Here is a 21871-nt window from a genome sequence, read left to right as displayed (position 1 = left end):
CGCCCGGATCCCACGGCGAGACCCCGCGTGCTCCGGAGATCGCGACTCGGGGCGGCCCTCAGTCGCGCAGGCGGGAGCGCATGGCGCGGGTGTCCTCGTCGGTCCAGCCCTGCTCGGCGAGCCATGCCAGCGGGCCGCCGAAGCGGTCGTCCAGCACCTGCAGGAACCTCTCGATGTACTCCCGCCGCGGACGGTGCTCGTCGGGCGAGCGGGTGTCGAGGTCCTCGCGGTAGGTGTCGCTGGCCCGCAGGCGGGCCAGGATGTCCTCGATGCGCTCCCCGGTGGCCACGTAGTCCTCGATGATGGCCTCCCGGGTGGCCCCGGCGACCTCCAGGGCGAGGGCGCACAGCACGCCGGTGCGGTCCTTGCCCGCCGCGCAGTGCACGATGGAGGCGCCGTCGTCGCGGGCCATGGCCCGCAGGGCCGCCAGCACGGAGTCGGGGCGGTCGCGCAGGTAGGCGTAGTAGAAGCCGGTGACCCGCAGCTCGGCCAGGTCCTCCTCGTCACGGCTCTGCCAGGGCAGCACCCGGTCGGCGTCGATCGTGTCGGCGTCGACGTCGGTGTACTTGCCGCCCTCGGCGAAGAGCGTGTGGTGGTGGATGCTCACCTCGGGGATGCGGGTGAGCGGGCCCGGGCCCTCCATGGAGACCTCAGGTCCGGAGCGGAGGTCGACGACGTGGCGGAGCTTGAGTTCGGAGACCAGGCGCTCGACGTCGCGTCCGCTCAGTCCCTGAAGGTTGTCCGACCGGTAGATCCGGCCGAATGAGGTGGTCCCGCCGTCCACCGTGGCGAGCCCTCCGAGGTCGCGCACGTTGACGGCGCCTTCCAGATCTATCCAGCGCGTGAAGTCGTTCATCACGATGGAGTCTATACATCGATATATGGCTACACAGTTAACAGCGGGACGTATTACCGCAAATACCGATGTTGGCTATCTCGCGTCCTAAATTGTTCTAAAACGCTCATGATGGTGAAAAGTGGAAGCACTTGGCGACGCCTCTTCGTGAGGAGGTCATGTGGACCCGCAGAGCCGTCCCCCGAGTTTGATCGTCGATCCCGCCCTGCCCGCCTCGGTCTCCTCGGTACTGCGCGCCAGTCCCGAGACGCTCCGGGCGGTCCGGATGGGAGACATCCCCTCCGCCCGGGGCCCCGACCCGGTCAAGGTCTTCTCGGTCGCGGGCTCCATGGGACTGATCTGGATAGTCACCAACTTCACCGTCATGCTCGCGATGCTGATCCTGATCGGCTTCTTCTCCTGCGCCCACCGGCTGGCCGCCGATCCCGGGCCCCGGCAGGAGCGGCGCCGGATGCGGGTCGCCATCGACCACGCCAACCGGTTCATCCTGCCCGAGGACCTCGACGCGGAGTGCGGCGCGCTGCTGCGCCGCGCGCAGGACGCCGCCGAGACGGTGCTCGAGTCCCGCGTCAACCGCGCGGCCCTGCTCGACACGATCGACAACGCGGTGACGCTGCCCGACCAGACCTGGCAGATCGCCACGAAGCTGGTCCGGCTCTCCTCCCTGCGGGCGGAGTACCTGCGGATCGTCCCCAGCGTGCCGCCGCCCGAGGTGGCCGAGGCGTTCGTCCCCTACTCCAGGGCGCTGGAGACGGCCAGGGCATCGCTGATCCGGCGGATCGAGGCGATGGAGGAGTACGCCGCCCAGGTGCGCAGGGCCGACGCGGTCTACCACTCCTACCGGCAGCTGGAGCTGCTGGCCGAGCGCACGCCGCAGTACGAGCAGCTGGTCGCCGACACCACGGGGGACGCGCTGGCCATCCCGCAGTTGCGGGAGCTGACCGGGCAGGCCCGGCGGATCAGGGAGCTGTTCCTGGAGAGCATGGAGGAGGCCCGCCGGGCCGCGGGGCACCTGATGGACTCCGGCGGCCGCTGACCCCTCTCCGGTCCCCCGGACCGGCGAACGGCGACCCGCCCCGGCCCGGGCAGCGCCGCCGCCCGGAGCCGCCGGTCACTCCGGAGTGCCGCGCGGCGGCTTGGTGGCGGGGGTGCCGTCCTCCCTGGCCCGGCGCAGGAGCTCCAGGGTGCGGCCCATGCCCGACTGGTTGCCGAGGCTGCGGTAGATGTCCAGGGCGCGGCCGAGCGGCGGGAGCGCGGCCTCGCGCTCGCCGGCCTCCAGATGCACCTCGCCCAGGTAACGCAGGCTCCGGGCCATCCACCACCGGTCCCCCAGGTCCTCGAAGGCCCGTACGGCCAGCCGGAGCGACTCCTCGGCCTCCCGGGTCCTGCCGGCCCTGGAGTGCACCCGCCCGGCCGACAGCTCGGCCCTGGCCACGCCCCACGAGTCGCCCAGCTTGCCCAGCAGCTCGGCGGCCTGCCGGACGTACTTCAGCTCGTTGAGCCGGTTGGCCGGGTCGCCGACCTCCCCGGCGGCGCGCAGGCACCGGGCCACCTCCCACTCCTCGCCCCGCAGCCGGAACATCTCCGCCGCGCGGTCCAGGCTGAACCCGGCCCGGGTGAAGTGGTCCTGGGCGGCCCGCGCCTCCCCCCGCTCCTGCAGGCTCCGCGCGGTCGCGCCGAGCACCTCGCCGTAGGCGCGCAGGGTCTGCGCCTCGGAGTAGCGGTTGCGGTCGCGCTCGAACACCCGCAGGGCCTCCTCCAGCAGCTCCCGCGCCTCCTCGGGCCTGCGCTGGGCGAGCCTGAGCTCGGCCAGGTTGCGCTGGGTCCTGGCCGACCACCACCGGTCCTCCTCGCTCTTGAAGGAGGCGATCGCGTCGATGAGGTAGCCCTGCGCCCGGTCGAGGCTGCCGTCGCTGAAGAGGGTCATGCCGACCGTGCGCTTCGCCCGCGCGGCCCACCAGGCCTCCCCCAGCTCGGTGAAGACGGCCAGCGCCCGCTCGGCGTCCTCGCGGGCGCTCTGGTGGCTGCCCTGCCCGCCGGCCACCGCCGCCCGGTCCAGCAGCGCGATGCCCAGCGCCCGCCGGTCGTCCATGTGCTCCGCCGCCTCGCACACGATCTCGGCGACCGCCCGCCAGTCGGACCAGTAGGCGCGCAGCGAGTGGCACAGTGAGCAGAACGCCCGGCCCAGGCCCCAGGCCAGCTCCCACAGCTCCAGGTTCCGCGCCTCGCCGATCATGGCGACCACGGTCAGCCGCTCGGCGTTGAGCCAGTCGGCCGCCGACGCCTGGCCCCGCACCACCGACGAGTGGTCGCCGCCGCGGCCGCTGCGCCCCCAGTCCTGCGGCCAGCGCGCCATCGCCGCGGTCTCGCCCCTGCGGCGGTAGCCGGACAGCACCCGTTCGATGGCGGCCCGGCCGGAGCCGTCGGCGTCGTAGGAGCCGGCCAGCTCGCGGGCGAAGATCCGCACCAGGTCGTGCAGCCGGTAGCGCATGGCGCCGGCGAAGTCGACGCCCGAGCACTCGGCGAGCTGGGTGTCGATGAGCGCCTCCAGCTGGTCGGCGCCGTCCAGCTCGGAGGTGCCCAGCAGCTCACCGGCCACCCAGCCGGGCACGTCGGGGGCGGTCAGCAGGCTGAGCCGGCGCAGCAGCCGGCGCTGGATGCCGGTGCAGGCGTCGTAGCTGAGCTGGAGGGAGGCGCGCACGCTCTTGTCCAGGCTGGGGGCGAGTTCGAGCTGGTCCAGGCGGCGGCGCTCGTCCCTGAGCCGGTCGGCCATCTCGCGCAGCGACCAGTTCTCGCGCGTGGCCAGGCGCCCGCCGCAGATGCTGATGGCCAGCGGCAGGTGGTCGCACATCTGGACGATCTCCCGGGCGGACTCCAGCTCCGAGGCGACGCGCTCGTCCCCGGCCAGCCGGGCCAGCAGCTCCAGGCTCTGCGCCTCGCCGAACACCGCGAGCCGCTTGTCGTAGGCGTTGAGCAGGAACAGCGGGTGCCGGGAGGTGATCATCACCGCGCATCCGGGCTCGGCCGGGATCAGGTCCTTGACCTGGTCGCCGTGCTCGGCGTTGTCCAGGCCGATCAGGATGCGCTTGCCCTTGGTCCAGGTCAGCCAGAGGTTGCGCAGCTCGTCCAGGCCTCCGGGATCGGTGGTGAGCCGTACGCCCAGCGCCCGCAGGAAGCCGATCAGCACCTCCTCGGGCCGGATCGGGGCGTCCACCGCGCCGCGCAGGTCGGCGTAGAGCCGCCCGTCGGGGAACCGGCCGGCGATCTCGTGGCCGAACCTGGTCATCAGCAGGGATTTGCCGACGCCGCCCCTGCCGTACACCGACACGACCAGGGGCGAGCCGCCGCCGTCCCGGCTCTGGTTCCTGCGGTGCCCGTCGAAGACCTGGCGCAGCTCGGCCAGCGACTCGGCGCGGCCGGTGAAGTGCGCGGGCACCGGGGGCCACTGGTCGGGCGGGCGCCAGGCCCCCTCCGGCGCGCCGCCGGCGGCCACCGGCCTGCGGTCCGTCGTGGCCCAGGTGAGCACGCCGACCAGGAGACCGGCGAAGACCGTGATGGCGAGTTTGGCCGGGACGGGCAGGTCCCACACGTCCAGCGAGGTCGCCATGATGCTGGCCGCGGCGGCGGCCAGACCGGCCGCCGCGGGGGCCGCCAGCGAGATCGAGCGTCTGCGCGGTCGGGGCAGCCGGTCGGCGTCGTCGTTTTCGGGCACGTGCGGTGACCCGGGCATACGTCTCCCCGAGGAAGGCCGCAACCCCCGGCGCGGCCGGTGTGTCGTCTCAAGATTCATTCAATCAGAAGCAAAGCGGATGGTCCCCTCCATGGGAGATACCAACCGGTCGGTATATTGACATGTCATGAAGCGAACCGTTTACGGCCCCGACCACGAGGCCTTCCGCGAGTCCGTCCGGGAGTTCCTCGCCCGCTCGGTGGCGCCGCGTGCCGAGAAGTTCATCGAGAACCGGCTGATCGACCGCGACGTGTGGCTGGAGGCCGGTCGTCAGGGCTTCCTCGGGCTGGAGGTGCCGGAGGAGTACGGCGGCAGCGCGGCCGGCGACTACCGCTTCAACGCGGTGCTGGGTGAGGAGCTGTCCGGGCAGAGCGCGGCCCTGTCCTCCAGCTTCGGCATCCACTACGACGTGGTGGCGCCGTACCTGGTGGAGCTGACCACCGAGGAGCAGAAGAAGCGCTGGCTGCCCCGCTTCTGCTCGGGCGAGATGATCACGGCCATCGGCATGACCGAGCCGAGCGGCGGCTCCGACCTGGCCTCGCTGCGCACCACCGCGGTCCGCGACGGTTCCGACTGGATCGTCAACGGGTCCAAGACCTTCATCACCAACGGCTACTGCGCCGACCTGGTGGTGGTCGCCGCCCGCACCAGCCCGGAGAAGAGGGCCAAGGGCATCACGCTGTTCGCGGTGGAGACCGGGATGGAGGGCTTCACCCGGGGCCGCAAGCTGGACAAGGTGGGCCAGCCCGAGGCCGACACCGCCGAGCTGTTCTTCGAGAACGTGCGCGTCCCCGAGGAGAACGTGATCGGCGAGATCGACCGGGGCTTCATCGCGATGATGGAGCGGCTCCCGCAGGAGCGGCTCGGCTCGGCGGTGGCGAACCTGGCGCACGCGGCCGCGATGCTGGCCGAGACCCTGGTCTACGTCAAGGAGCGCAAGGCGTTCGGCCAGCCGGTCGGCTCCTTCCAGCACAACAAGTTCGTCCTGGCCGACCTGGTCACCAGGATCGAGGTCTCCCAGGCCTTCCTGGACCAGTGCATCGCGGCCCACACCGAGCGCGAGCTGAGCGCGGTCGACGCGGCCAAGGCCAAGATGTGGACCTCGGAGGTGCAGAACGAGGTGCTGGACGCCTGCGTCCAGCTGTTCGGCGGCTACGGCTACATGAAGGAGTACCGCGTGGCCCGCGCCTGGATGGACGCCCGGGTCACCCGCATCTGGGCCGGGTCCAACGAGATCATGCGCGAGATCATCGGCCGGGACCTGGGCCTGTGACGTGACCGCTCCGGGCGGGGCACGGCCGGCCTGTCACGTGACCGCTGGCGGGGTACGGCGCCGCGCTCGCCGTACCCCGCCGACCTGTCCGCGCTCCGGCTACAGGCCGGTCACGAGGCAGGTCGCCCTGGCCGTCTTCGACGGGTCGCTCTCGGAGACCGCGGTCAGCGTGACCTTGGCCAGCCTGCTGCCGCCCTGGGCCCGCTGGGCGTGGACGGCGGCCGAGGTGTGCTTGCCCGCCGCGGCGGTCGCGAGCTGGTTGGGCAGGGTGACCGTCCAGCCGCGCCCCTCGACGGTCGCCGAGAGCCGGTAGACGTCGTTGTTCAGGTAGGCGCTGACGTCCTCGGGGTGCTGCCCCCGGGCGGGAGCCGTCCTGCCGGTGTTGAACAGCGGGAAACCGCAGGTGGAGTACCCCTTGCCGGATGGGATCCCGGCCGCGGGGAGCAGCCGCACGCCGCGCCTGGCGGGCCCGGCGCCGTCCAGGGAGCGGATCGCGACCGTGTAGGACAGCACGCCCTTGCGGTCGCGGTGCACGTCGAGCACGTAGAAGTGCAGGCGGTTGGCCCCGTCGACGTACTCGAACTCGCTGCCCGAGCCGGTTCCCGCGTGGAACAGCGCGTCGGAGAGCTGGCGGTAGTCGCCGATCGTGATCGGCACGGCGGTGCCGTCCGGCAGGACGTAGTCGGTCATCCCGATGTCCTGCGGGTTGGCGTCGATCACCCACTCGAACGGCGCCCGGTCCTCGTTCTTGGTCTTGGCCAGCAGCACGCCGGAGTCCGGGGTGAAGGAGTCGGTGCCCATCCGGTCCACGACCTCGACGGTGTAGTTCTCGTAGCCGCCGCCGTCGCAGAACGGGTCGGTGGCCACGTCGCAGGCCGGGCTCTTGTCCCCGGTGTCGAAGGCGATGTTGATCCCCGACAGGCCGTTCTCGCCCGGCTGGATCACGCGGGCGGTCACCCTGGCGACGACCAGGCCGGACTCGTCGAGCGCCTCGCGCGACAGGCGCAGGACGTTCTTCTCGTCGACCATCTCCAGCTTGATCTTGTTGCGGAGCATGTGCTGGGCGCCCATCGAGGCGCCCGCGGTGGGCGGGATCAGCCAGCGGCTGTGCGGGCCGCCGGGACCGTTGAAGGTGCCCCGGCTGAGCATCTCCCAGATGCCGGAGTAGGCCCGCCGCGGCGGGACCCCGAACGGGTTGTTGTAGTTGTCGCCGATGCCCAGGATGTGGCTGAGCTCGTGGGCGTAGACGCTCTGGCCCGAGCTCTCGGCCTGGACGGAGGAGCCGCCCCCGGCGTTGGGCCAGATGGAGGAGGCCGAGGCCCAGGAGGTCCACTCGACGTAGCGGGTCCTGGCCCAGTTGGGCAGGGCCGGGTCCGGCGGGCCGAACTCGTCGGTCACCGCCTCCTTCGTCGGGAACTTCATCGGCCCGAACTCCTGCCAGGTCGCCGACTCGTCCTGACCGGCGCTCAGATAGAAGACGAAGTCGAACCCGGCCGGGACGTCCGGTCCCACGTCGGCGATCCACGCCGCGCGGCCGTCGGTCCTGAGGTTCTTGTCGCAGACGTCCCCGGCCGGGCAGCCGGTGCCCGCCTGGAACTCCATCGCGTACTCGTGGGACTTGCCGGGCATCTGGTACGGCCCGAAGGCGGTCAGGTCGACGCCGTAGCGCCCGCCGGAGTCCTCCATCCAGTACTCGTGGATGGTGTGCCCGCGGTTGAGCTGGTTCGGGGTGTTGAGGAAGTCCTTGTAGAACTGGGCGACCTGCTCACGCGGGATGTCGTGGGCCTCGGCACTGGGGTTGCCGAAGACCGTCGACCCCCTGGGCTGGGTGACCGCGAACGGCTGGTTGGGATAGTCGAGCAGGACCAGAGCGCCGCGGAAGGTGCGCTTGGACCCCTTGGCCGCCGGGTCGGCCCAGTTCGTGCCCGGGGGCTTGACGTAGTCTGCCCACGTCATGTGGTCGGGGTTCTTCCAGTTCTGCGGATCGATGGGGGCCGGCGTGCCCGGGCGGGCGCGCAGGGCGGCCTCGGGGGCGTCCCTCTGCCACGGCTGCTGCTGCGGCCAGTGGTCCAGGCGCCACGGGTGCTCGGGAACCGGAGGCGGCGAAGGGTCGGGGGTCGGATCGGCGGACGCGGGGGTGGTGGCGAAGCCGAGAGGAAGCAGGATCACTGCTGCGATCAGCGCCTTCGCCAAACTGGGGGGTTTGATCACGATTAACGACGCTATAGAGCTATCTCAGGCAGATCAACAGTCCCTGACGAAACAGGTGATGGGGCCGTCCATCACCCTTCGCGGGTGTTTGAGAAGTCGATACGGGTGCCTTTAATCTCAGCAGGGAACGATCAGACGGGAGTGCCGCCCATGCCCATGCACGCCGGCCGGAACCTCGGCACGCGTGCGCCCTCCGCTGTGACGGTGCACAGCGCTCCGCTGGTCCTGCCGGTCTCCATGCCTCCCGTCGAGGACGGCGCGATCGCCCTGCGGGGAGACCGGGTGGTCGGCATCGGGCTCCGTCAGGAGATCGAGGCCGCCTACCACGACGCCGAGCCGGTGCGCTGGCCCGGCATGATCGTGCCGGGGCTCGTCGACGCGCACGTCCGGCTCGACGGGGACCTCGCCTCCGCGCACGTCCACGGCGTCACCGCGGTCGCGGGCGTGGCCGCCGACCTGGAGGCCGCCTCCGTCGTCGGCGAGCTCGGCCTGGGCGGGGTGACCTACCTGGAGACCCGCTGCCCGGACGAGGCCCACTGGGAGGCCGACGAGCGCGACCGGCTCATCACCGCCATCCGCGAGGTGGACCATCCGGGGATCGTCGGCATCGCCGCGCACTCCCCCGACCCGGCGGTCATGGAGGACCTGGCCATCCTGTCGCGGACGTTCGGCCTGCGGCTCCTGGTCGAGCTCGGCCGCCGCACCGTCGCGTTCCTCGACGAGGTGGGCGCCCTGGGCACCGGCACCCACGTGGCGCCCTCCGGGCCGCTCGACGAGGCCGACCGCAAGCTCCTGCGCCTGCGCGGCACGGTGGCGGCCATCTCCTCGCCGTTCGCCGCCGAAGGGCTGCTCGGCGGCCAGAACGCCGTCGCGGTCGGCACCCGGACCGGCGGCGATCCGCTGGCCACCGCCCGCGCGTTCGCCCGCGACCCCGACGTCGACCGCCTCCTGGTGGAGGCCCTGACCCTCGGCGGGGCCAGAGCCCTGGGACTGGCCGAAGGGCCCGGCCGGATGGGCTGCCTGGAGCCGGGCAGCCGGGCGGACTTCGCCGTCTTCGCCGTCGAGGCCGACGCGGCGACCGCCTGCACCGCTCTGATCCACGAAGGTCCGGGACGGTGCCTGGCCGCCTTCAGCGGCGGCCGTCCGGTCTGGCACCGCATGCTGCTCGGGCTCGGCGGCGCGGACTCCGGCGCGGCGGACGCCGCCACGACCGACGCCGCCACCGGCTGACCGCCCGTGTCCGCCGGTCACGGCAGCAGCAGCCCCCAGTACAGGGCCCACGGGACGAACGCCACCCCGCCGGCGAGCAGGAGGCCGAGCCGTACCCTCTCTCCCCGCTCTCCCGGCCGCGCGGGATCCGCGGAGCCCCGGGAGCGGTACCAGGCCGACGCGGTGAGGACCGTGGCCGCCACGCAGGTCACCGCCAGGGCCTGCAGCGCCAGCCAGATCAGCGGGCGTCCCGCCGCCACGGGGCCGGGAGCGGCCAGCTTGCCGCCGGTCATCAGCACGTAGAACAGATAGATGAAGGATCCGAGCACCGTCGCCGCGCCCGTGGCGGCGAGCAGCCGCGCCGCCCGGGTGACCGGCCGCCGTGACCGGCCGCGCAGCCGCCGGACCAGCGCGACCAGCGGATAGGCGGCGAACGCCACGGTGAACAGCACCAGGGCCGCCAGCTGCACCGGCGCGGACTCCCACCAGGCCGGGGGCTCCGCGGGGACGCTCACCGAGTCCTGCACCGGGGCCGGTCCCGACGTCCGGGCCGCCGGCGCCCTGCCCGCCGTGACGTCACCGACCCAGGAACCGACCAGGTCGGCGTAGCCGGGAGCGAGCTCGGGCAGGCGGGTGACGCCCCCGTCCGGGGTCCGGTGGGCGGCGTGGTCGGCGTCGGGGAAGAAGTGGAACGCGTAGCGCCGGTTCCCGCCCTCCTCCAGCGCCCGGGCCACCAGCGGCGGATTCTCCTGCGGCGGGGTGAGCAGGTCGTGGACCCCCCAGATGCCCAGCACCGGCTGACGGACCGCGGCCAGGACCGGCCCGGGGTCGTGGTACGGCTCGGGGAACATGCCGCCGTCGGCGATCAGGCGGTACATGGCCGGTTCGGCCCGCTCGACCAGCGGACCCGACACCCCCGCCTTGCGCAGCCCCGCGGCCACGGCCCAGGTCTGCTGCCGCAGCGGCGGCATGCCGTTGGCGCCCACGAGCACGACGAAGGCGACCTCCGCCGAACGGGACGCCGCGATCGGGGCCACCCAGCCGCCCTCGCTGAACCCCCAGACGCCGACTCCGGCCGGGTCCACCCCCGGCTGGGAGCGGAGCGCGGCCACGGCTCCGAGCGCGTCGTCGGCGAGCTGCGAGTAGGACCGCCGGAAGAGCGAGTAGCCCTCGGAGCGCTTGTCGTAGATCAGTACGGACAGCCCCTGCCTGGCGAAGGCGACGGCCTCCTCCCGCAGCTTCGCACGGGGGACGCCGGCGCCCGAACCGTGGACCAGGACGATGCCCGGCCGTCCGGGCCCGCGCTTCGCCCGGCCCTCCGCCGGGGCCTTCGCTGGGCCCTCCGCCGGGGAGAGGACCGTGCCGCGCATCGCGAGCCCGCCGCTGCCGCGGAAGTCCACCTCCTTCGCGGTCAGGTCGGAGGGTACGGCCAGCGCGGCCTCGGCTCCCGTTGTGGATGCGGGCGGCGAGGGAGAGGGGCCGGCGGAGGCCGATGCGGGCGTGGCCGCGGTGAGCAGGCACAGGGTGACCGCCGCGGCCCGGAGGATCTGGAAGGGTCGTCGCATATGCCGAAAGTACTCTGCAGAGAATCCTCGGCAAATGTTTGTCTGCAGATATCCTTCTGCAGGACTAGGCTGATCCTCATGAAGGACGACGAGCCGCTCCTCCTCGACGACCCCGGCAGACTCAAGGCGCTGGCCCACCCCATGCGCCGGCTGATCCTGCGCCACCTCAACGTGCACGGCCCGGCGACCTCGACGACGATCGGTGAACTGCTCGACGCCAAGACCGGCACGACCAGCTATCACCTGCGTCAGCTGGAGAAGTACGGCTTCATCGAGGAGATCCCCGAGCGCTCCACCGGACGGGAGCGCTGGTGGCGCAAGGCCGACGGCCCCCGGGACCTGCGCCTGCCCACACCCGACCAGCTCGCTCCGGAGGACCGCCCCGTGCTGGCCGAGTTCCACCGGATCGGCCTGCAGGAGGACCGCGAGCTGCTGGACGGTCTTCCCGCCGCCTACGCGCGCGACCCGAGCTGGATCAAGGTCTCGCGCGGCTTCAGGCGGATGACGAAGCCGGAGTTCGAGGAGTTCTTCGAGGCCTACATGGCGCTGCTGACGAAGTACGGCCACCGGGCCGACGACGCCCCGTCCGACGCCCGCCCGATGTACATCCGCCTGTTCGCTCTTCCCGCCGACGAGGAGTGAGCGCTCCGGCCATCCCTCTCAGCTCAGCGGGAGGCGGAGGGCGCGTCCGTCGCGGGGACCGGGCTCAGCCGTACGACGGCGATCCGCCGGCGCACCGCGGCCTGATAGTCCTCGTAGCCGGAGAAGGACTCGACGAGCCGGGCCCACAGCAGGCCGCGCTCCTCGCCCTGCGCCTCCGAGGCGGTCACCCGGACGCGCCCCTCGCCGGCCTCGACCTCCCCGTGCGGGTCGGCGAGCAGGTTGAGCCACCACTGCGGCTCGCAGTCGATGCCGCCGTTGGAGGCGGCCACGATGTAGTCCCGGCCGTCGCGCACATGCAGCAGCGGGGTGGTGAAGGCCCGTCCCGAACGGCGGCCGCGGACGGTCAGCAGCAGCACGTCGCCGCCGCGGAAGCGGCGCCCGAAGCGGCCGTCGCTGAAGCGGAACAGGGTGGTGTGGATCCTGGCGACGTTCCTGCTCACCCGGGTGAGCAGCCGGTCCTTGCGGCTCAGCGCGGAGGCGGTGGCGCTCACGACTCCCCCGCCTTCACCACGTGGCGGAAGGTACGGCGGTCGGCGCGGGCGAGACGCCGGGCGAGCAGCCGCCCGACGATGTGCAGGACCGGGCCGCCGGGCACCTTGCGCGCCGCCTGGGGCGTCAGGCCGTGCATCACCCACGCCAGCACCGCGGGGACGTCGCGCAGGCCGTACTCCGGGGCGAAGTGCTCCTTGTCCAGGCGCTCCCAGTCGCGCTGGGTCAGGTGCGCCTGGACCAGTGCCATCGCGTCCCGCTCCTCGTGGGCGAGGTGCGCCTCGAGCAGCTCGCGCAGCTCCGCGGTGCGCCGGGCGAGCGTGCGGCGGGCGAGCGTGCGGCGGGCGCCGTCGTCGGCGGTGCGGGCGAGTACGGCGAAGCCGGCTGCGCACTCTCGCAGCAGCGGGTCGATGCGCTCGTGCTCGGCGGACATCGCGGCCAGCACGGCGGCGGCCCCGTCACCGCTGGAACGCTCCAGAAGAAGCGGCCAGAGCCCGGCGTCCTCCCCGCTGTGGTGTTTGTGCAGAACGCTGGAGAACACCTCCCACCTGCGGCCGAGACGGGCCCAGCACTCCCGGTCGGCCACCGGGGTGGCGGCGGTGGCCGCGGCGAACAGGGCGAGGTCGCGCCGGAAGGCGCGGTGCATCACGTACATGGCCGCGACGTCGACGGGACCGGCGGGCGCCGCGGCCTGGCCGGGCAGGAGAAGTTGTTCGACGGTGAGGGCGCCGCCCGCGGGGACGGTGGCTGTCATGATCACTCCTTTGACTTTAGCGAGAATAATATGAATTATGTCTCGCTAAAGTCAATATGTGATCTAAGCCGGACGGGGGACCGCCCTCACCCGGTCGTCCCAGGCGATGCGGTAGTCGTGCATCCAGCCCATCGCGTTCTTCTTCTCCACCCACCTCATGAACGCCGGCATCATGAGGTCGCGCACGAAGGCGCCGGCGGGACCGGGGGCCTTGCCGTCCCCGTTGCGCTTGCCGTGGGCCACGATCCGCTCCACCCGGTCCCGCCGCAGCCGCTCGTAGGCGGCGAACGCCTCACCGGTGCCGGGCACGCCGCGCAGGCACCTGGCCAGCACCACCGCGTCCTCGATCGCCATGGACGCGCCCTGCCCCGACGAGGGCGAGGTGGCGTGCGCGGCGTCGCCCAGGATCACCATGCGCTCGTTGGACCAGGTCGGCACGGTCGGGAAGTCGTAGGTGCTCCAGCCGGGCGGGATGTGCTCGGTGGCGGCGATGATGTCGGGCATCGGCCCGGCGTCGCCGGCGAACAGCTCCATCAGCCCGGCCCGCCACCGCTCCGGGGCGATCGCCGCGAGCTCCTCCCGGGTCGGCTCCCTGCGGCTGGGCGGGTTGGCGAACCACCACACCTCCCCGTCCTCCGGGTGGATCACGTAGCCGAAGAAGCACCTGCGGCCGAAGACGAAGTAGTACGTGCCCGGCTCGCCCGGGACCGTGACCCCGCGCGCGAAGCCGCCGGTGTTGAGCAGGCCGACGTACCGGGCGCGGGGCGCGGCGGGGTCGATGATCGTGCGGGTGCGTGAGTGCAGTCCGTCGGCGCCGATGAGCAGGTCGCCCTCGGCGGTGCTCCCGTCGGCGAAGACCGCCCGCACGCCGCCCGGAGTGATCGAGGCGTCGTCCAGCCGCTTGCCGTAGTGGATGCGCACCCCGCGCCGCAGGGCCTCGTCGCGGAGCGCCCGATAGAGGTCGGCACGCCTGACCGTGCGACTGGGATGCCGGATGGAGGCCAGCCGCCTGCCGCGGCCGTTGCTCATCTCCATGCGCGGCGAGTCCATGCCCAGGTCGCAGACCATGTCGCGCAGGCCGAGCAGGTCCAGAGCCGCGAGCCCGTTGTCCGCGAGCGTGAGGAAGACCCCGACGCCGTCGGAGCCGTGGCCGTGGGCCTCGTAGATCTCACCCTCGACGCCCGCGCGCTGCAGGGCCATGGCCGTCACCGGACCGGCGATGCCGCCGCCGATGATCAGAGCTTTCTTAGTCATGAACTGACTATACATATTATGACTAAAACCCGGCAAGCCTACGATGAGCCCATGTCGACGAGGCGTTCTCCGCTGGCCATGGCCCTGCTCTCCCTGGTCGCCGAGGAGCCCATGCACGCCTACCGGATGCAGCAGCTGATCAAGGAGCGGCACAAGGACGACGTGGTCAACGTCGCCCAGCGCAACAGCGTCTACCAGACGATCGACCGGCTGCTCCGCGACGGGCTCATCGCGGTCCGCGAGACCTCGCGCGAGGAGAACCGCCCGGAGCGGACCGTCTACGAGCTCACCGGCACCGGCCGGCAGACGCTCGTGCAGTGGATGCGTACGATGCTGTCCACCCCGGCCAGGGAGTTCCCCGAGTTCCCCGCCGCACTGGCCTTCCTGCCGGTGCTGCCCCCCGAGGAGGCGGCCGCCGCGATCGAGGAGCGCCTGACCTCCCTTCAGGAACGGCTGGCCGCGCTGGAGACCGAGATCGCCCAGACCGGGACGTTCCTGAAGCGCGTCTTCCTCGTGGAGTCCGAGTACCAGCGGGCCGTCCTGCGGGCCGAGATCGACTACGTGCGCGAGCTCGCCGGCGATCTGCGGAACGGCGCGATCACCTGGAGCTACCGCCTCTGACGGCGTTCACCTCCGCCGCCTCCGCCTGGGACCACCGCCCCTGGCGGCATGGGCCCCACCGCCCTCACCGGCACCGTCCGCAACGCCGTACCCGGACGTGGCGCTTTTCCGCCCGGTCGTACGCTCTTGAACATGCACAACACTCGATACGCGCGTTCCGGCATGGTCTGCACGGTCGACCACTTGGCCTCCCGGGCCGGGGTCGCGATGCTGGAGCGCGGCGGGTCGGCCGCCGACGCGGCGGTCGCCGCCAACGCCGTACTGGCGGTGACGGCCCCGCACATGTGCGGGCTGGGCGGAGACCTGTTCGCGCTCGTGCACGACGGCTCCGGCACGCCCGCGGCGCTCAACGCCTCCGGCCGGGCGGGATCGGGCGCCGACCCGGAGCGGCTGCGGGCCGAGGGGCACACGCGCATGCCGTTCCACCACGACCTCCGCTCCGCCCCCGTGCCGGGCTGCGCCGACGGGTGGCTGGCCCTGCACGGCCGCTACGGCAGGCTGCCGCTGGCCGAGGTGCTGACCCCGGCGATCGGCCTGGCCACCGAGGGCTTCCCCGCCTCGCCGCTGCTGGCGCCCGCCCTGGCGACGGTCGGTCCGCTGTGCGAGGACTTCGCCTCCGCGCGCTCGGCCGGCGACCTGATCCGGCGGCCGGGGGTGGCCCGGTCTCTGAAGGCGCTGATCGGCGGGCGCGACGGCTTCTATCTCGGCGAGTTCGGGGAGGGGCTGGTCGCCGCGGGCGGCGGCGAGTACACCGAGGACGACCTGGCCAAGGAGAGCGCCGAGTGGGTGGACCCGCTGCGGATGCGGCTCTTCGGGCACGACGTGTGGACGATGCCGCCCAACTCCCAGGGCTACCTGATGCTGCTCGGCCTGGCCGTCGCCGAGGGCCTCGACCTGCCCGCCGACCCGGCCGACCCGCTCTGGGCCCACCTGCTGGCCGAGTCCGCGCGGGTCGCCGGGCACGACCGGCCGGAGGTGCTCTACGACGGCGCGTCCGTCACCGGGGTCCTGGACTCCGCCGCCGGGCGCCGCACCCTGATCGACCCCGCACGGCGGCTCTCGGTGCGCGACCTGACCTCCCCCGGGGACACCACCTACCTGTGCGCGGTGGACGGCGAGGGCATGGGCGTCTCCCTGATCCAGTCCAACGCCGCCGGGTTCGGCAGCCTGGTCTTCGAACCGCGCACCGGTATCAACCTGCACAACCGGGGCATCGGCTTCTCCCTGGCGCCGGGCCACCCCGCCGAGTACGGACCCGGCAGGCGTCCCCCGCACACCCTGGTCCCGGGGCTGATCACCCACCCGGACGGCTCGCTCCGCTCGGTGGTGGGCACCATGGGCGGCGACGCCCAGCCGCAGATCCTGATGCAGGTCATCACCCGCCTTCTCCTGCACGGCCAGGACCCCGGCCGGGCCGTCGGCACCGCCCGCTGGCGGCTGGCCTCCGGCGGCACCGGCTTCGACACCTGGGTCGACCCCGACCGGGCCGTGGTCGAGGTGGAGGAGGGCGGCCCGTGGGCCGAGGGCCTCGCCGAGCGCGGGCACCCCGTCGGCTCCCTGCCGTACGGCTCCGCCTTCGGCCACGCCCACCTGATCGACGTGCTCCCCTCGGGCGTCCTGGCCGGAGCCGCCGACCCCCGCTCCCTCATCGGAGCCGCCCTCGGCCTCTGACGCTCCTGCCCCCCGCCTCCCTCACCGCGGAGGCGGGCCCCCGGCCCCCCGTGCCGTGAGGGGGATCTCCGGCTCCCGTGCCGTGAGGGGGATCTCCGGCTCCCGGGCCGCGAGGCGGGGCCTCCGGCTCCCGTGCGCTTCCCCTGCGCGGCGAAACGTCAGGCTCCCCACGGCGCCGGTACGGCGAGGCGGGGTACGGCGGTCAGCGGCGCCCGAGTGCGGCGACCAGGTCGGGGAAACCGTCCACGACGTGGTCGGCGTGGGCCGCCTCGGGGCGGGCGGCGTGGAGATAGCCCCAGGGGCCGCGGCGGATCAGGGCGGTCCGCATGCCCGCGCGCCGGGCCGGGAGCACGTCGTTGTCGAGGCGGTCGCCCACGTAGAGGATCTCCCCGGCCTCGCGGCCGGACACCGCCACGACCTTGGCGAAGAACGCGGGGTCGGGCTTGGCGACGCCCCAGCCGTCGGAGGTGTAGACGGCGTCCACCGGCAGGTCCATCGCGGCCAGCGCGTCGTAGGCCTGCGGCGGCTGATTGCCCGCGATGATCAGCTCGTAGCCGAGGTCGCGGAGCGCGGCCAGGCCGGGCCGTACGTCGGGATAGAGGTCCCCGGCGTCGAAGTTCACCCGGAGCCCCTCGGGGTCGTCGAGCCTCCACGCCTCCTGCTCGGCCTCGACGTCGAAACCGGGCCGGATGAGTTCGAAGGCCTCGGCGAAGGACCGGTCGAGCGCGGCCATGCCGCCCAGCACGCCGAGCATGGTGAACCGGGTGACGCCCAGCCGGTCCGCCCAGCGCGACCAGATCCGCGTCTCGTCGATCAGGGTCTCCCCCACGTCGAACACCACCGCCCGGACCACGGCATCCTCCCCTTCGCTCAGGACCCCCGAATCCTATTCATCCGGCCGGGTGGTCGAGATGTCGGCAACGAGTCCCAGCGCCACCAGGTGCCGGTGGAGCAGGCTCGCGCCTTCGAGCATGACGGCCGCCCGCTCGATCAGCTCCGCCTGACGCTGCGCGATGGCCGCGCGCAGCGCGTCACTGCTGCCGGTACGGCGCAGGCCGTCGAGGATGGGCCTGATGACGGCCAGGGGATAACGGCTGCGGCGCAGCAGCTGGATCATCCGCGCGTCCCGGACGTCGGCGGCGTCGAAGCGGCGGTATCCCGTGATCGCCTCGCGCCGTGGGGTCAGCAGCCCGGCCGACTCCCACAGCCGCAGGGCCGATGTTCGCACGCCCAGGTAGGCGGCCACCTCTCCGATGCGCATGCCCTGCCGCGGCACGTCCGCGGCCTCCGGCGCCTGCTCCGCGACCGCCTCCAGCGCCTCTCCAGCCGCCCGCAGGGAGATCCGCTGCTCGTGCAGCGCGGCATGGCCGGCGTCCATGAGCGTGAGCGCCCGGGGCAGGTCACCGGCGTGTACGGCCTGCATGATCGACCGGGCGACGTGCAGGCCGTACCCCCGCTCCAGCGCCCTGCAGGCCAGCAGGGCCCGGCGGTGCCGGGCGTCGAACCGGCGGTAGCCGGAGGGGGTCCGCGGAACCGGGGGCAGGACGCCCATCTCGGCGTAGTTGCGGATCTGCTGGGTCGACAGGCCCACCAGGCGGGCCAGGTCGACGGGGCGCAGCCCGGCCGACGCGCGCTCCTCCGACCCGTCCGACATGGTCCGGGCTTCGCCGCTGAGTTGAAGGTTATTCTCCATTTCCTGTGATTATCTCGCATCGTCCTGGCAAAAGTCTTCATATCTAGTTCAATGAGAGACTTGAAGGCATGAATCCCGGACACGGTTCAGGAGCATCCACACCTCGAATTTCCCCGGAAGGGAACGGCCGCCTGCCGGAAGGCGGCGCCGCACCGGCCCATCACGACAACGGCGTCCGCCTCGGCGGCGCGCACAGGACCGATCACACCGCCGCCGACAGCCACGACCACATACAGGTCCGCGGAGCGCGGGAGAACAACCTCACAGGGATCTCCCTCGACATCCCCAAGCGGCGGCTCAGCGTCTTCACCGGGGTCTCCGGCTCCGGCAAATCCTCGCTCGTCTTCGACACGATCGCCGCCGAGTCGCGGCGGCTGATCAACGAGACCTACACGGCGTTCATCCAGGGGTTCATGCCGTCCCTCAACCGGCCCGACGTGGACGCGCTGCACAACCTGAGCGCGGCGATCATCGTCGACCAGGAGCGGATGGGCGCCAACGCCCGCTCGACCGTGGGCACCGCCACCGACACCTACACGATGCTGCGCATCGTGTTCAGCCGGCTCGCCACCCCGTACGTCGGCCCCGCCTTCGCCTTCAGCTTCAACACCCCGCAGGGCATGTGCCCGGCCTGCGAGGGGCTCGGCAAGATCACCGACATCGACACCGACGAACTGGTCGACAGGGAGCTGTCCCTGAACGAGGGCGCGATCAAGGTGCCCGGGTTCGGGGTGGACACCTGGTACTGGCAGATCATGGCGAACTCGGGCTTCTACGACCCGGCGGTCAAGCTGAAGGACTTCACCCCGCAGCAGTGGGAGGACTTCCTGCACAGACCCGCCGTCAAGGTCAAGGTCGGCTCAAACAACTTCACCTACGAGGGGCTGGTCGTCAAGGTCCGGCGCCAGTACCTCGGCAAGGACCGCGAGTCGATGAAGGGGCAGGCGCGCGAGTTCGCCGACCGGGCGGTCAAGCTCGTCCACTGCCCCGACTGCGACGGCACGCGCCTGAACGAGGCGGCGCGCTCGGCGGAGATCGACGGCCTCACCATCGCCGACTGCTCGGCCATGCAGATCAACGACCTGGCCGAGTTCCTGCGGAAGATCCACACCCCCGCCGTCGGGCCGGTCCTGCAGAGCCTGCAGTCGACGCTGGACTCGCTGGTGGAGATCGGCCTGGGCTATCTGAGCCTGGACCGGGAGTCCGGCACGCTCTCCGGCGGCGAGGCCCAGCGGGTGAAGATGGTCCGGCACCTCAACTCCAGCCTGACCGACGTCACCTACGTCTTCGACGAGCCGACCGCCGGGCTGCACCCGCACGACATCCAGCGGATGAACGGCCTGCTGCTGCAGCTGCGCGACAAGGGCAACACCGTGCTCGTCGTGGAGCACAAGCCGGAGATGATCGAGATCGCCGACCACGTGGTCGACCTCGGCCCCGGCGCCGGTGCCGCGGGCGGCCGGCTCTGCTACACCGGCGACCTGGAGGGGCTGCGCGCCTCCGGCACCCTGACCGGCCGCTATCTCGACCACCGGGTCGGGCTGCGCGAGAGCTTCCGCACGCCCAAGGGGCATCTGCCGATCAGGGGCGCCACGCTGCACAACCTGCGCGGCGTCGACGTCGACATCCCGCTCGGCGTGCTGACCGTGGTCACCGGGGTCGCCGGGTCGGGCAAGAGCTCGCTCATCCACGGCTACGTCTCCGGCCGGGAGGGCGTGGTGGTGGCCGACCAGTCGCCGATCCGCGGCTCGCGCCGGAGCAACCCGGCCACCTACACCGGCCTGCTCGACCCGATCCGTACGGCCTTCGCCAAGGCCAACAAGGTCAAGCCCGCCCTGTTCAGCGCGAACTCCGAGGGCGCCTGCCCGGCCTGCAAGGGCATCGGGCTCATCTACACCGACCTGGCGATGATGGCCGGGGTGGCGACGGTGTGCGAGGAGTGCGAGGGCAGGCGGTTCACCCCCGAGGTGCTGTCGTACACACTGCGCGGCAAGAACATCAGCGAGGTGCTGGAGATGCCGGTCGCCGAGGCGGCCGAGTTCTTCACCACCGGCCCCGCGCAGGCCATCCTGGACCGCCTGTCGTCGGTGGGCCTGGGCTACCTGGGCCTGGGCCAGCCGCTGACCACCCTGTCCGGGGGCGAGCGGCAGCGCCTGAAGCTGGCGGTCAACATGGCCAGGAACGGCACCACGTACGTCCTGGACGAGCCGACGACCGGCCTGCACCTGGCCGACGTCGACCATCTGCTGGGCCTGCTGGACCGGCTGGTCGACACCGGCAACACGGTCATCGTCATCGAGCACCACCAGGCGGTGATGGCCCACGCGGACTGGATCATCGACCTCGGCCCGGGCGCCGGTCACGACGGCGGCCAGGTCGTCTTCTCCGGCGCCCCCGCCGACCTCGTCGGCACCGGGACGTCCCTGACGGCGATCCACCTGCGCGACTACGTCAACCGGCCGTAGGGTCCGGTGTGCCCCGGTCACGGGTTCGCGTGATCGGGGCACACCGGATGGTTCCCGCTGTTTGAGGGGTCAGTGGATGTTGACCGGGCGGTAGGCGCGGAATTGGGTGCCGGCCTTCAGGCCGTGGGTGACGATGCGGTGGTCGGTGCCGTAGCCGGCGCGCTGCTGGTAGGCCCAGTAGGAGGTGTGTTTGGCGTCGGCCCAGCGGTCGAAGATGACCACCATGCGGGCGGTGTTGCCGCCGACCGGGTCGATCACCAGGTCGCCCTGGAGCAGCTGGTTCATGGCGATCGGTTTGGTGTAGGCGGGCTTGGCCAGATCCACCGTGATGGGTCCGGGCTTGCCCAGGCCCAGGGCCATGGAGACGTAACCCGAGCCGTCGGTGCGGTAGCCGCCACGGGTCTTGGTCTGGCTGTAGGGCACCCGCTGCGCCGTGGCCGGACTCCACGTCTTCGCCCGCGCGATGACCTCGGTCCGGGTGACCGCCTCGGCTCGAGTGCGGGTGGGCGTCGGGGTCGGTTCCTCCTCGCCGCTCGCCCCGCTCCCGGAGAACGAGCCGGCGATCATGAACCCGGCGATCACTCCGGCCGACAGGCCCAGGACCGCCCCCACCCGGAACCGCCACCGGAGGAAGCCCGCCGGTCCGCGTGGCGGGGCCGTACCGGGCACGGGTGCCCCTCCGTCCGGCACGGGTGCTCCTCCGCCCGGCACGGGCGCCTCTCCATCCGGCATGGGTGCCCCTCCGTCCGGCATGGGTGCCCCTCCGTCCGGCACGGGTGCCCTTCCGCTCGGCATCGGTGGAGCAGGCCTCTTCTGCCCGTGCCCGCCCGGACCCGCGATCGTCTCCACCGCCGTGCCCGAACTCGCGACTTCCTCCATTGCCCTGGCCGGACCCGAGACCCCCTCCATCGCCGCGCCCGGACCCGGCACCTTCTCCGAGACCTCGCCCGGACCCGGCACCGATGGCGCAGGACTTCCCCCGCTTGCCTCCATCCGATCCCGGCCGTCCGTTTCGAGGCCGACCCCGGCCATCCGCCGGGACTGTTCGGCCACCTCCCACAGCGCGCGGAACCGGCGCTCGTCCTCCCGGCACAGCCGGGCCAGCCCCTCCACGGCCTCCGCCGGGATCCACGTGTCCCCGGCCAGCCATCGTCCCCAGGAGGACCGGCTCGCGTGCGTCGCCTGCTCCAGCGCCCGCAGGTCGAGCCCCGCCCGATCCTTCAGGGCTCGCAGCTCTCCCAGGAGAACGCGGACCGGTTCGGGCAGGTCGTCGGGTAACGGTCGCAGTCGCCGGCTTCGGCTCATGTTCCCGGCTCCATTCGCCATGCTGGTTCGTCCCAACCTTGTCTCACCGGCTCTGAGTCATCACAGGTCACGTCGGCACCAAGGGGAGATATTGTCCCAACTTCACCGGTTT

At 72.3% G+C, this 21871-nt stretch carries 17 protein-coding genes; 7 read left to right on the top strand and 10 right to left on the bottom strand.

The features are described from left to right. Window positions 1-58: 58 nt before the first annotated feature. A complete protein-coding gene (locus Psi01_RS06145; protein ID WP_204062955.1) occupies window positions 59-856 on the bottom strand; it encodes a tyrosine-protein phosphatase in 798 nt (265 codons plus the stop codon). Between the two features lie 160 nt (window positions 857-1016). Between Psi01_RS06145 and Psi01_RS06140 the strand changes: the two genes are divergently transcribed. Next, window positions 1017-1892 carry a hypothetical protein gene (locus Psi01_RS06140; protein ID WP_204062954.1) on the top strand — a complete coding sequence of 292 codons (876 nt, stop codon included), beginning with the start codon at window positions 1017-1019 and terminating at the stop codon, window positions 1890-1892. A gap of 75 nt (window positions 1893-1967) precedes the next feature. Here Psi01_RS06140 and Psi01_RS06135 read toward each other — a convergent pair whose 3' ends face one another. Further along, on the bottom strand, window positions 1968-4586 hold the full coding sequence (locus Psi01_RS06135; RefSeq protein ID WP_204062953.1) for a tetratricopeptide repeat protein: 2619 nt from the start codon (window positions 4584-4586) through the stop codon (window positions 1968-1970). Between the two features lie 127 nt (window positions 4587-4713). Here Psi01_RS06135 and Psi01_RS06130 point away from each other — a divergent pair, with 127 nt between their 5' ends. Beyond that, a complete protein-coding gene (locus Psi01_RS06130; RefSeq protein WP_204062952.1) occupies window positions 4714-5859 on the top strand; it encodes an acyl-CoA dehydrogenase family protein in 1146 nt (381 codons plus the stop codon). Between the two features lie 99 nt (window positions 5860-5958). Here Psi01_RS06130 and Psi01_RS06125 read toward each other — a convergent pair whose 3' ends face one another. Continuing rightward, window positions 5959-8070 (bottom strand): M6 family metalloprotease domain-containing protein, encoded by a 2112-nt coding sequence (locus Psi01_RS06125; RefSeq protein ID WP_239127161.1) that lies wholly within the window; start codon window positions 8068-8070, stop codon window positions 5959-5961. A 150-nt stretch (window positions 8071-8220) separates the two neighbouring features. On the opposite strand from Psi01_RS06125, the gene Psi01_RS06120 reads away from it, so the two are divergent. Beyond that, complete coding sequence (locus Psi01_RS06120; RefSeq protein WP_204062951.1) at window positions 8221-9300, top strand: amidohydrolase family protein; 1080 nt, start codon at window positions 8221-8223, stop codon at window positions 9298-9300. A gap of 17 nt (window positions 9301-9317) precedes the next feature. On the opposite strand, the gene Psi01_RS06115 is transcribed toward Psi01_RS06120, so the two are convergent. Beyond that, window positions 9318-10844 (bottom strand): alpha/beta hydrolase family protein, encoded by a 1527-nt coding sequence (locus tag Psi01_RS06115; RefSeq protein ID WP_204062950.1) that lies wholly within the window; start codon window positions 10842-10844, stop codon window positions 9318-9320. Window positions 10845-10922: 78 nt separating this feature from the next. On the opposite strand from Psi01_RS06115, the gene Psi01_RS06110 reads away from it, so the two are divergent. Further along, entirely contained in the window at window positions 10923-11486 is a 564-nt protein-coding gene (locus Psi01_RS06110; RefSeq protein ID WP_204062949.1) for an ArsR/SmtB family transcription factor, read from the top strand. A gap of 23 nt (window positions 11487-11509) precedes the next feature. On the opposite strand, the gene Psi01_RS06105 is transcribed toward Psi01_RS06110, so the two are convergent. The 3 genes from Psi01_RS06105 to Psi01_RS06095 form a co-directional block, all read right to left on the bottom strand. After that, window positions 11510-11998: a nitroreductase/quinone reductase family protein gene (locus tag Psi01_RS06105; RefSeq protein ID WP_204062948.1), complete on the bottom strand. Its 489-nt coding sequence runs from the start codon at window positions 11996-11998 to the stop codon at window positions 11510-11512. Beyond that, a complete protein-coding gene (locus tag Psi01_RS06100) occupies window positions 11995-12750 on the bottom strand; it encodes a hemerythrin domain-containing protein (RefSeq protein WP_204062947.1) in 756 nt (251 codons plus the stop codon). Before Psi01_RS06100 ends, Psi01_RS06105 begins: the two co-directional genes overlap by 4 nt. A 63-nt stretch (window positions 12751-12813) precedes the next feature. Beyond that, window positions 12814-14004, bottom strand: coding sequence for an FAD-dependent oxidoreductase (locus Psi01_RS06095; protein WP_204062946.1), 1191 nt, complete (start codon window positions 14002-14004; stop codon window positions 12814-12816). A 51-nt stretch (window positions 14005-14055) separates the two neighbouring features. Between Psi01_RS06095 and Psi01_RS06090 the strand changes: the two genes are divergently transcribed. Then, complete coding sequence (locus Psi01_RS06090; RefSeq protein ID WP_204062945.1) at window positions 14056-14625, top strand: PadR family transcriptional regulator; 570 nt, start codon at window positions 14056-14058, stop codon at window positions 14623-14625. 132 nt (window positions 14626-14757) lie between these two features. Then, the gene (locus Psi01_RS06085; RefSeq protein ID WP_204062944.1) at window positions 14758-16296 is read left to right on the top strand and encodes a gamma-glutamyltransferase family protein; all 1539 of its coding nucleotides are present in this window, start codon (window positions 14758-14760) and stop codon (window positions 16294-16296) included. A 202-nt stretch (window positions 16297-16498) separates the two neighbouring features. On the opposite strand, the gene Psi01_RS06080 is transcribed toward Psi01_RS06085, so the two are convergent. Both Psi01_RS06080 and Psi01_RS06075 read right to left on the bottom strand, forming a co-directional pair. Next, on the bottom strand, window positions 16499-17149 hold the full coding sequence (locus Psi01_RS06080; RefSeq protein ID WP_239127159.1) for an HAD family hydrolase: 651 nt from the start codon (window positions 17147-17149) through the stop codon (window positions 16499-16501). Between the two features lie 33 nt (window positions 17150-17182). Further along, window positions 17183-17950, bottom strand: a complete 768-nt coding sequence (locus Psi01_RS06075; protein ID WP_204062943.1) for a MerR family transcriptional regulator — start codon at window positions 17948-17950, stop codon at window positions 17183-17185. A gap of 107 nt (window positions 17951-18057) precedes the next feature. On the opposite strand from Psi01_RS06075, the gene Psi01_RS06070 reads away from it, so the two are divergent. Beyond that, the gene (locus Psi01_RS06070; RefSeq protein WP_204062942.1) at window positions 18058-20454 is read left to right on the top strand and encodes an ATP-binding cassette domain-containing protein; all 2397 of its coding nucleotides are present in this window, start codon (window positions 18058-18060) and stop codon (window positions 20452-20454) included. Window positions 20455-20523: 69 nt separating this feature from the next. Here the strand turns inward: Psi01_RS06070 and Psi01_RS44760 are convergent, their stop codons facing one another. After that, on the bottom strand, window positions 20524-21645 hold the full coding sequence (locus tag Psi01_RS44760; protein ID WP_507763454.1) for a hypothetical protein: 1122 nt from the start codon (window positions 21643-21645) through the stop codon (window positions 20524-20526). Window positions 21646-21871 lie beyond the last annotated feature (226 nt).

This window comes from Paraplanobispora siamensis, assembly GCF_016863175.1.
Lineage (GTDB): Bacteria > Actinomycetota > Actinomycetes > Streptosporangiales > Streptosporangiaceae > Planobispora > Planobispora siamensis.
This window is presented reverse-complemented; position numbering and strand designations above follow the sequence as displayed.

Coding starts and splice junctions, on each gene's coding strand:
- Psi01_RS06145 (WP_204062955.1), bottom strand. CDS start 856: ATGAACGACTTCACGCGCTGGATAGATCTGGAAGGCGCCGTCAACGTG.
- Psi01_RS06130 (WP_204062952.1), top strand. CDS start 4,714: ATGAAGCGAACCGTTTACGGCCCCGACCACGAGGCCTTCCGCGAGTCC.
- Psi01_RS06095 (WP_204062946.1), bottom strand. CDS start 14,004: ATGACTAAGAAAGCTCTGATCATCGGCGGCGGCATCGCCGGTCCGGTG.
- Psi01_RS06070 (WP_204062942.1), top strand. CDS start 18,058: ATGAATCCCGGACACGGTTCAGGAGCATCCACACCTCGAATTTCCCCG.
- Psi01_RS06075 (WP_204062943.1), bottom strand. CDS start 17,950: ATGTCGGACGGGTCGGAGGAGCGCGCGTCGGCCGGGCTGCGCCCCGTC.
- Psi01_RS06090 (WP_204062945.1), top strand. CDS start 14,056: ATGTCGACGAGGCGTTCTCCGCTGGCCATGGCCCTGCTCTCCCTGGTC.
- Psi01_RS06085 (WP_204062944.1), top strand. CDS start 14,758: ATGCACAACACTCGATACGCGCGTTCCGGCATGGTCTGCACGGTCGAC.
- Psi01_RS06110 (WP_204062949.1), top strand. CDS start 10,923: ATGAAGGACGACGAGCCGCTCCTCCTCGACGACCCCGGCAGACTCAAG.
- Psi01_RS06100 (WP_204062947.1), bottom strand. CDS start 12,750: ATGACAGCCACCGTCCCCGCGGGCGGCGCCCTCACCGTCGAACAACTT.
- Psi01_RS06135 (WP_204062953.1), bottom strand. CDS start 4,586: ATGCCCGGGTCACCGCACGTGCCCGAAAACGACGACGCCGACCGGCTG.
- Psi01_RS06115 (WP_204062950.1), bottom strand. CDS start 10,844: ATGCGACGACCCTTCCAGATCCTCCGGGCCGCGGCGGTCACCCTGTGC.
- Psi01_RS06120 (WP_204062951.1), top strand. CDS start 8,221: ATGCCCATGCACGCCGGCCGGAACCTCGGCACGCGTGCGCCCTCCGCT.